This window comes from Bacillus sp. 3255 (assembly GCF_031456485.1).
Taxonomy (GTDB): domain Bacteria; phylum Bacillota; class Bacilli; order Paenibacillales; family NBRC-103111; genus Paenibacillus_E.
In genome coordinates, this window is record NZ_JAVDUS010000031.1 from 74,889 (window position 1) to 88,021 (window position 13,133).

Annotated in this window: 9 protein-coding genes and 1 riboswitch; of the genes, 8 read left to right on the forward strand and 1 reads right to left on the reverse strand. The window is 53.3% G+C overall.

The window, feature by feature from the left end; genetic code table 11:
• Positions 1-67: 67 nt before the first annotated feature.
• Positions 68-550 (forward strand): thioredoxin-dependent thiol peroxidase, encoded by a 483-nt coding sequence (gene bcp, locus J2X61_RS34025; RefSeq protein WP_274472271.1) that lies wholly within the window; start codon positions 68-70, stop codon positions 548-550.
• A 1,043-nt stretch (positions 551-1,593) separates the two neighbouring features.
• Here bcp and J2X61_RS34030 read toward each other — a convergent pair.
• The gene (locus J2X61_RS34030) at positions 1,594-3,114 is read right to left on the reverse strand and encodes a methyl-accepting chemotaxis protein (protein ID WP_396135535.1); all 1,521 of its coding nucleotides are present in this window, start codon (positions 3,112-3,114) and stop codon (positions 1,594-1,596) included.
• Between the two features lie 223 nt (positions 3,115-3,337).
• Between J2X61_RS34030 and J2X61_RS34035 the strand changes: the two genes are divergently transcribed.
• From J2X61_RS34035 to J2X61_RS34065, 7 genes are all read left to right on the forward strand, one after another.
• A complete protein-coding gene (locus tag J2X61_RS34035) occupies positions 3,338-4,774 on the forward strand; it encodes a polysaccharide deacetylase family protein (RefSeq protein WP_310194700.1) in 1,437 nt (478 codons plus the stop codon).
• A gap of 65 nt (positions 4,775-4,839) precedes the next feature.
• Positions 4,840-5,817 carry an AAA family ATPase gene (locus tag J2X61_RS34040; RefSeq protein ID WP_274472274.1) on the forward strand — a complete coding sequence of 326 codons (978 nt, stop codon included), beginning with the start codon at positions 4,840-4,842 and terminating at the stop codon, positions 5,815-5,817.
• Between the two features lie 11 nt (positions 5,818-5,828).
• Positions 5,829-7,043 carry a DUF58 domain-containing protein gene (locus J2X61_RS34045; RefSeq protein WP_310194705.1) on the forward strand — a complete coding sequence of 405 codons (1,215 nt, stop codon included), beginning with the start codon at positions 5,829-5,831 and terminating at the stop codon, positions 7,041-7,043.
• Complete coding sequence (locus J2X61_RS34050) at positions 7,030-9,381, forward strand: transglutaminase-like domain-containing protein (protein ID WP_310194708.1); 2,352 nt, start codon at positions 7,030-7,032, stop codon at positions 9,379-9,381. Before J2X61_RS34045 ends, J2X61_RS34050 begins: the two co-directional genes overlap by 14 nt.
• Positions 9,382-9,492: 111 nt before the next feature.
• Positions 9,493-11,031, forward strand: a complete 1,539-nt coding sequence (guaA, locus tag J2X61_RS34055) for a glutamine-hydrolyzing GMP synthase (protein WP_274472276.1) — start codon at positions 9,493-9,495, stop codon at positions 11,029-11,031.
• Positions 11,032-11,121: 90 nt separating this feature from the next.
• A riboswitch (purine riboswitch) is annotated at positions 11,122-11,222 on the forward strand.
• A gap of 143 nt (positions 11,223-11,365) precedes the next feature.
• Positions 11,366-12,769: an NCS2 family permease gene (locus J2X61_RS34060; RefSeq protein WP_274472277.1), complete on the forward strand. Its 1,404-nt coding sequence runs from the start codon at positions 11,366-11,368 to the stop codon at positions 12,767-12,769.
• 15 nt (positions 12,770-12,784) lie between these two features.
• The gene (locus J2X61_RS34065; protein WP_310194712.1) at positions 12,785-12,943 is read left to right on the forward strand and encodes a hypothetical protein; all 159 of its coding nucleotides are present in this window, start codon (positions 12,785-12,787) and stop codon (positions 12,941-12,943) included.
• The last annotated feature ends 190 nt before the right edge of the window (positions 12,944-13,133 follow it).

Sequence of the window (13,133 nt, forward strand, 5' to 3'; positions counted from 1 at the left end):
TGATGTACTGCGCGAAATCCCTCATAATAGGGAGAATAGAAGCTTGGATAGAGGAGAGTTCATTCGTATGACGAAGAAAAAAGAACCGGAAACGGTCAGGCGGCTTGCCCCCGATTTCACATTGCCCGCATCGAACGGCAGCGCCGTATCGCTCCGTGATTATAGAGGGAAGAAGGTCGTCATCTACTTCTACCCGCAAGACAACACACCGACTTGTACCCAGCAGTCCTGCGACTTCCGGGACTATAACGGCAAGTTCGCCGAACTCGGCGTCGAAGTGATCGGCATTAGCCCCGATGAGTTGAACAAGCATCATCAATTCATCGCGAAATATGAGCTGCCGTTCCTGCTGCTCTCCGACTCCGACCATCAGGTCGCGGAGAAGTATGGCGTGTGGGCGCTTAAGAAGCTCTACGGCCGTGAGTATATGGGCATCGTGCGTTCCACCTTCCTGATCGATGAGGAAGGATACATCGTGAAGGAATGGAGCAAGGTGCGGATTAAGAACCACGTCCAATCGGTGGTGGATGCGGCAGCAGCAATGCCGTGACGGAAGCGGGCTGCGTTCCGAGCCGCATGAAGCCGTTCAACCAAAGAGCAAATTTGCTTTGGCCGAACGGCCGGCGGGCTTATGCCTGGGGAATTGGCATCCATCCTCTGCCTCGCTAGCGCGTCAAATAAAGTTGATTTGAGCATGCAATGGACACAAGCGCCGTTAATTGCTCATTTTGTGCTGATTTCGTCAATAGGTTTGCATAAAACCTAACATTCGTTAAATATAGGTGTCTCGTATCCCGGTACGAAAATCTCCAAAATCTAACCGGCTTAGACATGCTTCGATTGGGAAGCTTGGCGGCGCGGCGCGGGAGCGGAACGGAAATACAGGCCCTTATTTCAGTATAACGAGGGCCAATAGCCGCCGAAGCGGAAATAAGATGCGTTATTATGCTGATTGAGCTGCGAAACAACCAAATTCAGCATGGATAACGCATTGTATTTCCGCTTTACCTTCCAGAACCGCTAATTCAGCCGTATTAGCGAACTGTATTTCCGCTGGCGTGAGGGTCCTTTGGCCATAGTTTTCCGAGGCGGGAACACGTGCGGTTATTAGGCAATAAGGAGTAGCGAGGTCATTCTGGCGCGGCAGCTTGTTAGGTGGATGTGGCGACATTGAAGGAACAGGCTCTCAAGGGTGCGAGGAGGGAGTTCTTACCGTGTTGGCAGGTAGATTCGGGTGGGAAGCTTGGCGGCGGGGAGCGGACGGAAATACAGGCCCTTATTTCAGTATAACGAGGGCTAATGGCCGCCGAAGCGGAAATAAGATGCGTTATTTTGCTGATTGAGCTGCGAAACACCAGTAGGTTTGCATAGAACCTAAGGGGTGCTTCGAGGGGAGCGAGGCGCATTACCGGATACTTCTAGCGGTTTGTTTTCCAGTATTGCCCAATTATCTGTGACCGTTAGAACCGATTAGCAGCGCAACTAACGCTTTTAACGGCTGCTGTGTCCGTTAAGGCTTAGGCGGGCTCACCACGTGCCGCATGACCAAGAAAAAAGCTATCCCCCTAATCCGGGTGGATAGCTTTTTGCACATTATTCCGTCACGATACGCAAATTCTGCTCCGCTTCTTTAATGCGCTCCAAGTTTTTGCGGTTGTTGAGCAGGAGAGATTGCAACGTAGCCGACAGCTCTTCCAATGTCGCGGATGCTTCTTCGGAGATGGCGGCCAGGTTGTTCGTGGAATCGCTAATCGTCACCGAGGAGGAGCTGATCCGGTCCATGAGCTCGCCGTAGCTCGTGGAGAGCACCTTAAGCATCGTGACGGAGTCGGTGATGGATTCGAAGGCTTGCTTCGTTTGGCCGGTAATCTCATTGCTCTGCTGCATACGCAGGGAAACCTGATCCATCCGGGCGCGTGTCTGATTGGATAACGTCGTGAATTCCTGCAGCTGCTCGGAGATGCGGATGGCGGACTTCGCCGTCATATCGGCGAGCTTGCGAATTTCGTTCGCCACGACGGCGAAGCCCTTGCCGTGCTCGCCTGCTCTTGCCGCTTCAATGCTGGCATTGAGGGAGAGGAGGTTCGTCTGGTTGGCGATATCTTGAATCGTGTCGCTGAACTGGCTCGTTTCATTCAAGCGCTCGATCAGGGAGACCGTATCCTGCGACACCGCCTCGATATCTTTGGTGAAAGCGGTGAACGTATCCGACAGCTGCTCCATACGGCCGCGTCCTTGATCGGATAGCGAGGCGGCCTCGGTCGTTTTGCCGAGTAAGGTGTGGATGGAGTCGGACATCTGTTTGATCAAATCATTCATATGAGTGACGGACTCGTTGATCGACAGCGTCGAGTCGACTTGATCGCCTGCGCCTGTAGCAATATCCTGGAAGGCGTTGTTCATTTCATCGAACGAGGCGTTGTCCTCTTCTCCGGACTTCGTAATGGAATTCAAGTGCTCTGTAACCAGCGTGATTTGCTTGGCGGCCAGTTCGCGCTGCTCCTGCTGAAGGACAAGGAACTGCTCGGCTTGCGAGCGGGCTTCCGCCATGCTTTTGTTCATATAACCGGATACTTTCAGAGCTGCGAACATGAGTACGCTGATCAGGATAAAGTAAATGATGTAGGTCGGCATTGTTTTTGGATCCAGCTGAAGTACGTCTTTCTGGACGAAGAATAGATAGGCCATCTGGAACAATCCCCAGGCGGCGGAGATGAGCCAAGGCACCATTTTCATGAAAATAAGCGCCATAATCATCGTGTAGTACACGGAGAATACGTTCGTAATATCGGGTTTGCCGATAAGCTGTACGGTGGTAGAGATTCCGCTGGTGATGACAGCGAAATAGCATAAATAATGAATGAACTTTCTGCTGAAATGCAAGTAGGCATAGGTTAACAAAATGGTCGTTTCGAAAATGAGCGTAAACTTCATGCTGGAGTCCATCGTACCCACGCCTAAAGCCAGCACACTCAAATACATAAGTAAAGCGGTTGCACAAATGGCTAGAAACACAACGAAATTTCGCCGGATGACATCTCTGTCCCGTATTGAAGCCTGCATCTCGCTGCTCTTGTTCTGATTGTTGAACGTTGTCGAAAAATTCATCGTCATCCCCCGTCTGATATGCCGAACTTTGTCGGATTGCTGTAAGGTGTGGATTCTGCGGCCGTGGTTGGAACTCCTCTCAAAATGGCGCTAAGCAAGTGACATACTCCGCCGCTTTCTCCCATATACTCTATCAGTCAACAAAATGATAGAACAAAGCGGAGGGATTATTAGCATGCGCTTTCAACTTCAATCAGCACCCCACAACCGGAAGATAAGCCGACTGATCATGATCATCCTGTTACTAGTTTCGCTATTCCTCTCTGCTATGCCCGTCCATGCGTCAGGGGAGGACGGAAGCTCCTCCGCCCAAGACGAGCAAGACATCTATCAGAAGCTGAAGTCCGGCCAGCGTCTGCAGGAAGAGAAGACCTATGTGACACCTGAGCAGCCAACCGTGTATTTGACCTTTGACGACGGTCCTAGCAAATTGACCCCGAAGGTTTTAGATATTTTAGCAGAAGAGGGCGTGAAAGCTACATTTTTTGCGCTTGGCGAGCAGGCCAAGGAGCATCCCGAGCTCGTTGCAAGAATCGTGAAGGAAGGCCATGTTTTGGGCAATCATTCTTATAATCATGTTTATAAAGAGCTTTATAGCAGTTTCCAAACGTTCTGGGATCAAATACAGCGCAGCGAGGATGTGTTTGCCGAAATCGCAGACGTACGTCCGGGTCTGGTGCGGGCTCCCGGAGGAACCTATACGAACTTTGACGCCTATTACTACTACTTATTGGAGCAGGCCGGCTATACGGTCGTGGACTGGAATGTCGACAGCGGAGACTCCAAGCGCCTTCATGTGCCTGCGAACGAGATTTGGCAAACGGTGAAAAGCTCGCGTCTGGAGCATGAGCTAACGGTACTGTTTCATGACGGCACAGGGCACGAATCGACGGTAGAAGTGCTGCCGAAGGTTATTGCCTACTACAAAAATTTAGGCTATACGTTCGCGCCTCTGACGGCCGAGGTGAAGCCCAGTCAGTTCAAGGTGGGGAAACCGAAATGGTCCCGAAGTATGAACCAGGGAGAGTTCCAGCGCTTACTTGCTGAAACGAAGCAATATGCTGTGGCTCACAACCACCTGGTACAGCCCGCTCAAGAGGAAGCGCCGGGGAATACGAGCGATCAGCCGGATAAGCTGCAGGGTGACAAACAGCAGGACAACAAGCAGCAGGATAAACTGGCGTCTGCAGAGGAAGAGGTGCAGATTCTGTCTGCGCAGCCGGCGGTGCCGCTGCAGGTGAACGTTGCTCCGGGAAGCAGCTTCACGCTGCAGCCTGCGGACTACGAATTGCGTGCGGGCCGTATCGAGCTTCCGCTGCGTTCCCTGATTGAGCGAATAGGCGGCCAAGTGCAATGGCGGGACAATACCAAAACGGCGAGTGCACACTACGGCATTTATGATATTGACTATGATTTGGCTGCGAGAACGATTCGCATTTATGCTTTAGGCCAAAGCACTGCAACCTACCATTTGGCGGACATGAAGCTGCATGACGGCGTGATGATCGTTCCGCTGCGCAAAACGGTAGATGAACTCGGCGGTAGAATTACCTCCTCCGTCATGGAATCGGGCAGACGCGAGGTGTCGATGGCGTTCAAGCAGATCTATATGCTGCGGGAAAATAATAGTCTCCTGAGAAACTCTCTATTTGCCCTAGCAGGTTAATGTCTAAAAGAGTAGAAGAATGGAAAAACTAGAAGCATACCCTTATATAAGGAGGCTTCTTGACTATGCAGTCGAAGACGCGAATATTCGATCAGCCGCAGCCTCTCGTGGAACGGATGATCATGAACGTAGAGAAAGTCATCGTAGGCAAAAGAGAGACGATCGAGCAGGCGTTTATCGCGATGCTGAGCGGTGGTCATCTCCTTTTGGAAGACGTGCCGGGCGTAGGGAAAACGATGCTTGTACGCGCCTTGGCCAGAACGATTGGTTGCGAGTTTAAAAGAATTCAGTGTACGCCGGATTTGCTGCCTTCGGATGTGACGGGGGTGTCGGTGTATAATGCCAAAACCGGCGAATTCGAGTTTCGCCCCGGGCCGCTAATGACCCCGATCGTCTTGGCGGACGAGTGCAACCGCACTTCGCCCAAGACACAGTCCGCCTTCCTGGAGGCGATGGAAGAGAAACGGGTGACCGTGGATGGCGTAGGCTATGAGCTGCCTAAACCGTTCGTTCTGTTGGCTACGCAAAACCCGGTGGATTACGAGGGGACGTACGCGCTGCCCGAAGCGCAGATGGACCGGTTCCTCATGAAGCTGTCGCTGGGCTACCCGACGCCGGATCAAGAGATTTTGATGCTGGACCGGCTGCAAGAGCGCCATCCGATCGAGGGGGTGAAGCCCGTCATCGTGCAGGACGAATTCGTGCAATTGCAAAGGGAAGCCGCTATGATTCATGTCGATAATACGCTCAAGGATTTCATCGTCCGCTTGGCCCTGGCGACGCGGGAACATCCCGATCTGTACCTCGGCGCCAGCCCGAGAGCTTCCCACGCGCTTATGCGCGCTGCGCAAACCTCGGCTTACATAAAAGGCAGAAGCTTCGTCGTACCGGACGATATCAAAGATCTGGTGCTCCCGGTATGGAGTCACCGGCTCATCCTGACATCCGAAGCCCGGATGACCGGCAAGACGGCGGAGCGGCTTTTGGCCGATTTGCTAGCCGCCCAGCAAACTCCCGTGCTCCGTTATGTTTCAACGAAGTAGGGGGCTTACTCATGAAAAGCTGGGGTAAAACGTCGCTGCTCTTCGCAGGCTGCTTGCTGTCCGTCCTGCTGGCCTACCGGCAAGGCGGATATGCCGCTTGGTATTTAGGCATTTGTTTGACTCTGATCTGGCTGCAAGCCGGATTGTTTTATGTTTTTGCGCTGCGGGGGCTGACGATCAGCCGGCAGCTGTCGGCCGAAGTGTTCGTGTCGGGAGAAGACTTGAGGGTCTCTTTGGCTGTCAGCCATCCCGCCCGATTGCCCCTGCCCTGGCTGGTGCTCAAAGAAACGTGGATTCACGAAGGAAGCGGTGCCAAGCTGGTGTACAGCAAGCTGTTGTTCCCGTGGTTTAAATCCGCTATCGCTATTGATTACAAAATCACGGCACTGCTCCGCGGCGTGTACCGGTTCGCCGGCTGCGAGGCGGTTGCCGGGGATCTCTTCGGCTTCGCCGTGCGCCGCACGCATCGCGATGAGCTTCACCGGTGCGTCGTATTTCCGAAGCCGGATACGCTCAGCCACTCCGGCATGACGTTCCACGCGGACGACGGAGACATTTCAGCCGCCCGCGGTCCGAGAACCGAGACTCCGCTTATCGGCGGAGTCCGCGACTATGTCAGCGGCGATCCGTATCACCGCATCCATTGGAAATCATCCGCCCGGCTGAACCGGCTGATGACCAAGGAACCCGAGCAGGCCGTCTCCGCGAAGCGGATGGTGCTGCTCGACGCCGCGCCCGCGGCGGGCCCAGCCGAAGCGGCACAGCCGCTGCTGGAGAAGGGCGTCGCCCTCGCGGCCGGCTTCTTCGAAGCCGCCGCCGGCGGGCGCGAGAGCTGCGGCTTCGCCAGCAGCTCCGGCGGCAGGCGAATCGCTCCGACGATTCGCCCTGATCTGACGCTCGCGTACGAGGTGCTCGCGAGCGTGGGCGGCAAGCCCGCCATGACCTTTCCTGACCTCGTCAGGAAAGAGGCGGCGGCCTTGCCGCCGGATGCGTCGATGCTGTGCATCACATCGACGCTGGATGTGGCGCTGGTGCGCGCGGTCGCGGATGCGCGCACCAGGCGCCGGTCCGTGCACGTGATCTACGTGCACGCCAAGCCTTCTCTCTCGGTCGCCGAACGAGAGGGGGCATCGCAGCTGCAGGCCGCAGGATGCAGCTTCACCGAGGTGCCGCATCCCGTTCGCCTGTGGCCGAAGCAAGGAGGTGTTGCGGATGCAACCGCTTGAACCAAGGCGCGAATCGCGCTTGTTGATACCGTCCGAGTCCGGTGGCGTTCCCCCGTCCGGCCTCGTAATTCATAAAAGCAGGATATCCGGCGCGGCGCCGCTATCGCCGTCATCGATATCGCTGCATCAGCAGACGACCTTTGTCCGGGACATCCTTACTTCACTTCTGCTCTTCCTGCTTGTCTCCGAGTGGCTTCATCCCCTGGCCTGGATGGCCGACGCGTCGCTTGCTACAGGGCCTGTTCTTGTTGTCTTCGCCATATGCATCGCGATCGATTGCTTCAAAGTGCCTTACGCATGGGGCTGGTCCGCCAAAGCGGCGCTCATTCTGCTGTTCATCGGGTTCATGTTTAACCGTGAGAGCTTCATGTCCGGGGCATGGGTCCTTGACGTGGTGCGCGCCTTCGCTCAGGATGCGGGGCATCTGACCCAGGGGCGTTTCGAGCTCGTCAGCGGCGAGTTAAGGACGCTGTTCTTCCTGTTGGGATGGTCGCTGCTCATATCCGTCATTCAGGTACTTATGCTGCAGAGGCAGCACAGCCTCTGGTTCGTCGGTGCTACGCTGATCTATTTGGTCGTTCTGCAGCTGGTGTTGGGCGCGGATACGGCACACGGGATCATACGCACACTAGGATATGGGCTGCTGCTGCTGGCGCTGCTTAATCTTGCCCGCATCGAGCAAACGTACGGCTTTGCGCCGGTCCGCCCGGGCCGGTCTGTGCAGTGGATGGCTGCAACTGCCGCTCTGGTGGGCTTATTGGCAGGGGCGGCCTGGTATTCGGCCAAGGAGGCGGATCCGCAGCCGCTGATGAAACCGGTCAGCTGGGATTATTTGTCCGACCGCTTGTTCGAGCTGTATAACGAAGATTATGCTTCCGGCGGAGGTGCCGTTGCAGGGGCGGCCAAATCAGGCTATGGCAACAATGACACTGCCCTGGGAGGTCCTCTCCAGGTAGATACGACCCCTGCATTTACGGCCAAGACCTCCGAGCTGACCTATTGGCGCGGAGAGTCCAAAAACTTCTACGACGGCAAAGGCTGGACCCAGACGAATCAAGCGCTGGAGCCTTTTGTACTTCCGCTGTCGAACCCTTCGGGCTCGACGGTTACGCAAGAAGTTTTATGGAATGACAAATCTCCGAATAAGCAGCTGTTTGCAGGTGGAAATCTAATAGGTGTGGACACGCTTCTGACGGACAAAGGGAAACCGTTGTCACCCAGTCAACTGCTGGGCTCTCCGTTCACAGGCAAATTGACTTTGCCCGAAATTGCAGATCCGTTATCGTATTACAAAATCACCGTTCAACCCCTCAAGGAAGATCCCGCCTTGCTGAATGCGGATAGGGGAGGTTACCCGGAGGAGATCGCCCGCGATTATTTGCAGCTGCCGGATGCATTGCCCCGTTCTGTCCGCAGCTTGGCTGAGCAGGTGACGGCGAACCGGGCGACGCCTTATGCCAAAGCGGTCGCGGTGGAGCAGTATTTGAGCCATACGTATACATACAGTCTGGAAAAGCCGACGCGTCCGAGCCGCAGCGAGGATTTCGTCAGCCACTTTCTGTTCGTGGATAAGACCGGCTACTGCGATCATTTCTCCACGGCGATGGTCGTGATGCTGCGTTCCGTCGGTGTGCCGGCCCGGTGGGTGAAAGGGTTCGCGCCGGGAACGCTTCAAGCGGATGACGGCGGTATAGAGCCGCTGCAAGAAGTGCTCGTTCGCAACCAGGATGCGCATTCGTGGGTTGAAGTTTATTTCCCGTCTATGGGCTGGGTTCCGTTCGAGCCAACGCCGGGTTTCTCGGGGATTTCTTCCGACCATCCGCGTGAAACCTTGACGACGGCGGCGATGGAGCAATCCGCCATGACGGCTTCGCTGATGAACGTCCCGCTGCCTGGCGGCTTTGCGGGTCATACCGGCGAGTGGCTGCAGGCTGCGAAAGACAAAGCGCTTGACTATGCGCGGGCCAATCGCAACCTTATGATAATTCTGGCAGGGATTATGGCTATGGCGGCCGGTGTTCTTCTCTATTTGAAACGCAAAGGGTTTATGGCTAGAACTGCGCTGGTACCGTTTTACCGCGATCGCAACGCACACCCGCTTGTCCCTTACATGGACCGGCTGTGGCTGCAGCTGTTTCGCAAGCATGGCGCCAAGCCCAAAGACCAAACCGTGCGGGACTACGTGACCGGACTGAATCTCAGACAGCACGCCCAGAAACAAGCGCTGCTTCAATTCGCCTTAATGTATGAAAGCATCCGCTATGACACGGCGGGTTCGGCACCCTACACGAAGCGGGAAATTGCGGCGATTTGGAAAGCCATCCAAAAGACACATTAAACCCCTTTACATCCTAGGTACCTAATGTTTAAAATTAGTACCTATAAATAGCGGTAAGCGGACAAGGGACCCCTAAGCACCTTAATCGCTATGAAACTAGGAGGTCGGATAATGAGTAAACCGAGTGAAATGATCGTCGTTTTAGATTTTGGAGGCCAGTACAACCAGCTGATTGCTAGACGAATTCGTGATTTGGGCGTATACAGCGAATTGCTGCCGTTCAATACGACGGTCGAGAAAATTCGTGAGCTTCAGCCGAAAGGTATTGTGTTCTCGGGCGGTCCGTCGAGCGTGTACGGTGAGGGAGCTCCAGCTGTTGATCCGAAAATTTATGATTTGGGTATTCCAATTTTGGGCATTTGCTACGGTATGCAGTTGATTGCCCACCAATTGAACGGAAAAGTAGAGCGCGCTCATACGCGTGAATACGGGAAAGCTGATCTTTCCTTCACGAATGAAAGCCCGCTTGTCAAAGGCTTGGACGCGAAACAAACGGTATGGATGAGCCATGGCGACCACGTTGCCGTGCTGCCTGAAGGCTTCGTCATCGAGGGAAGCACCGATTCGCTGGAAATTGCTGCGATGAGCAATCGCGATCGCAATATCCATGCGGTTCAGTTCCACCCGGAGGTTCGCCATTCCGTTCAAGGGAATGAAATGATCAACAACTTCATCTACGGTGTGTGCGGCTGTCACGGCGACTGGACGATGTCTTCCTTCGTTGAAGATATGGTGAAGGAGCTTCGCGAAGAAGTCGGCGACAAGAAAGTGCTTTGCGCACTCAGCGGCGGCGTAGATTCCTCCGTGGTTGCCATTCTGCTGCATAAAGCGATCGGAGATCAACTTACTTGTATGTTTATTGATCACGGCTTGCTGCGCAAAGGCGAAGCGGAGAGCGTCATGGATACTTTCGTCGGCAAATTCGATATGCACGTGGTGAAAATCGATGCCCGCGAGCGTTTCCTCGGCAAGTTGGCCGGTGTGGACGATCCGGAGCAAAAACGGAAAATTATCGGCACGGAATTCATTCGCGTGTTCGAAGAAGAGTCCGGCAAGTTCGATGATTTCACTTTCCTGGCGCAAGGGACGCTTTATACGGATATCGTAGAGAGCGGTACGGCGACGGCGCAAACGATCAAATCGCATCACAACGTCGGCGGTCTGCCGGAAGATATGAAGTTCAAGCTCGTGGAGCCGCTCAAAACGCTCTTCAAGGACGAAGTGCGCAAAGTCGGCGAGGAGTGCGGACTGCCTGCGGCTATCGTATGGAGACAGCCGTTCCCAGGTCCTGGTCTGGCGATTCGCGTATTGGGCGAAGTGACGGAGGACAAGCTGCATATCGTTCGTGAATCCGATGCAATCCTTCGCGACGAGATTGCCAAAGCCGGTCTGGACCGCGAAATTTGGCAGTACTTCACGGCGCTGCCTGGTATGAAAAGCGTAGGCGTAATGGGCGATGCAAGAACTTACTCCTACACCGTCGGCATCCGTGCGGTTACTTCCATCGACGGCATGACCGCCGACTGGGCGCGTATTCCGTGGGATGTGCTCGAGAAAATCTCCGTTCGTATCGTCAATGAAGTTGAGAACGTGAACCGGATTGTGTACGATATTACGTCTAAACCGCCTGCTACGATTGAGTGGGAATAGCATAAATGGAAAAGACGAACATTATGGGAAAATTTAACCCGTTAATGTTCGTCTTTTTTATTTGACAAAGGGTTAGTTCCGCACTAAAATGTGAGTTGGATAACAGTTTTTCGTATAATCTTGGGGATTGGCCCGAGAGTTTCTACGAGATCACCGCAAATGATCTGGCTACGAAAAAAAGGAACGGAATCTATATGGGTTACTACGACTTTTTGTGCTATGCATAGAAGGGGCGGCCTCTCATATGGAAGCTCCTTTTTCGTACCCGGAATCAGGCAACATCGATTCCGGGTTTTTTGCTGTTCCCCACCATTCAATAGGAGGAGTAGGAAAAATGGATCGCTTTTTCAAGTTGAAACAAAACGGCACGACAGTAAGAACGGAAATCATGGCGGGGATCACGACGTTCATGACGATGGCTTACATCCTTGCGGTTAACCCGGACGTGCTGAGCGCGTTCAAATCGGGGGCTACCGGCGGTGACTGGACTTCGATTTTCTTGGCAACGGCCATTGCTGCGGGCGTCATGACGATCGCAATGGGATTATTCGTTAACTTTCCTGTTGCGCTTGCGCCGGGAATGGGATTGAACGCGTATTTCGCAACGATTATTTTAACCTCGCAAGGCAAGTTTACGTTCTCCATGGCTTTAACTGCCGTGTTTATCTCGGGGATCATCTTTATTATTTTGACCGTTACGAAAATTCGTCAGATGCTCCTTGTCGCCGTTCCGGATGGCTTGAAGCATGCGATCACGGTCGGGATCGGATTGTTTATCGCGATGATCGGCTTCAAGAACAGCGGGATTTTGACCGTTGCGGTTGAGAGCGGCCAAGACATTAAAGCTCATCAGTTTACAGACGTTCTTTCATTTGAAACTGTGTTTCACATGGGATCGCTAGAAAATAAAGGTGTTATTTTAACTATCGTAGGTATTTTGGTTATCTCCATTCTCATGGTGCTTCGTGTTCGCGGCGCTATCTTGTTCGGAATTTTGGCCACGACGGTGATCGGGTACTTCATGGGTATGGTTGATCTCGGCACGCTGACCAGTAAAGACACGACATGGGTTCCGGATTTGTCCAAGCTGCGTTTTGCCGATTTCGATTTCGCGGGCATTATGACGACTGGTATCGTTTCGGTTATCGCAACCTTTACATTCGTTGAGCTGTTCGATACGTTCGGAACGATGGTCGGTACAGCGAACCGTGCAGGTATTATGAAGAACAAGGAAGAAGGCAACAAGCGCGTAGGTAAAGCCATGTTCGTTGATGCCGTAGGCGTTAGCGGCGGTGCGCTGGTAGGGACAAGCACTGTTACGGCTTTCGTAGAAAGCGCTGCGGGTGTAGCTGAGGGCGGACGTACAGGTTTGACAGCCGTAACGACAGGCGTATGTTTCTTACTGGCACTGTTCCTGGCTCCGATTGCGATGCTGATTCCTGGCTCCGCGACAGCGGCAGCGTTGATCGTAGTTGGCGTTCTAATGGTACAATCGATTCGTGAAATTGATTTCCAAGACTTCGTTATTGCGATTCCGGCGTTCCTGACTATTGTCTTGATGCCTTTCACGTATAACATTGCCAACGGGATTTCCTTCGGCATCGTAACTTACGTTGTTCTGGCTACTGCTGCTAATCTGGGCGGCAAAAGCGAGAAACGCTATTCGGTTCACTGGCTCATGTGGGTGCTGGCGGTTCTGATCCTAGCGCGCTACATCTTTATTGGAAGTGAAGGTTAATTCGTTGAAGCTCCGGTGCTTGAGGTTGAGGCACCGGAGTTTTTTTCTATTCCATATTTTACAAAAGGCGAAATGCTTGCAATGCCTTTGCGATTTTGTTATATTATTTCTTGTCGCTTCGGCGGTCGAACAAAAGAACAAAATGATTTAAAAAAAGTTCTTGCAATCGGGTAGGCCGATGTGGTATATTGATCAAGTCGCTTTTGAAGGCGATGGATTAATAAGGAAGACATTGATCTTTGAAAACTGAACAACGAGTGAGTATACATGAACGAGCAATCGTTCAAACATGAGATTAATAATCTCGCTAGCAAGTCAATTGAGCTATTCAGCTTTCAATAAATGAGCGAGCAATCGTTCAACT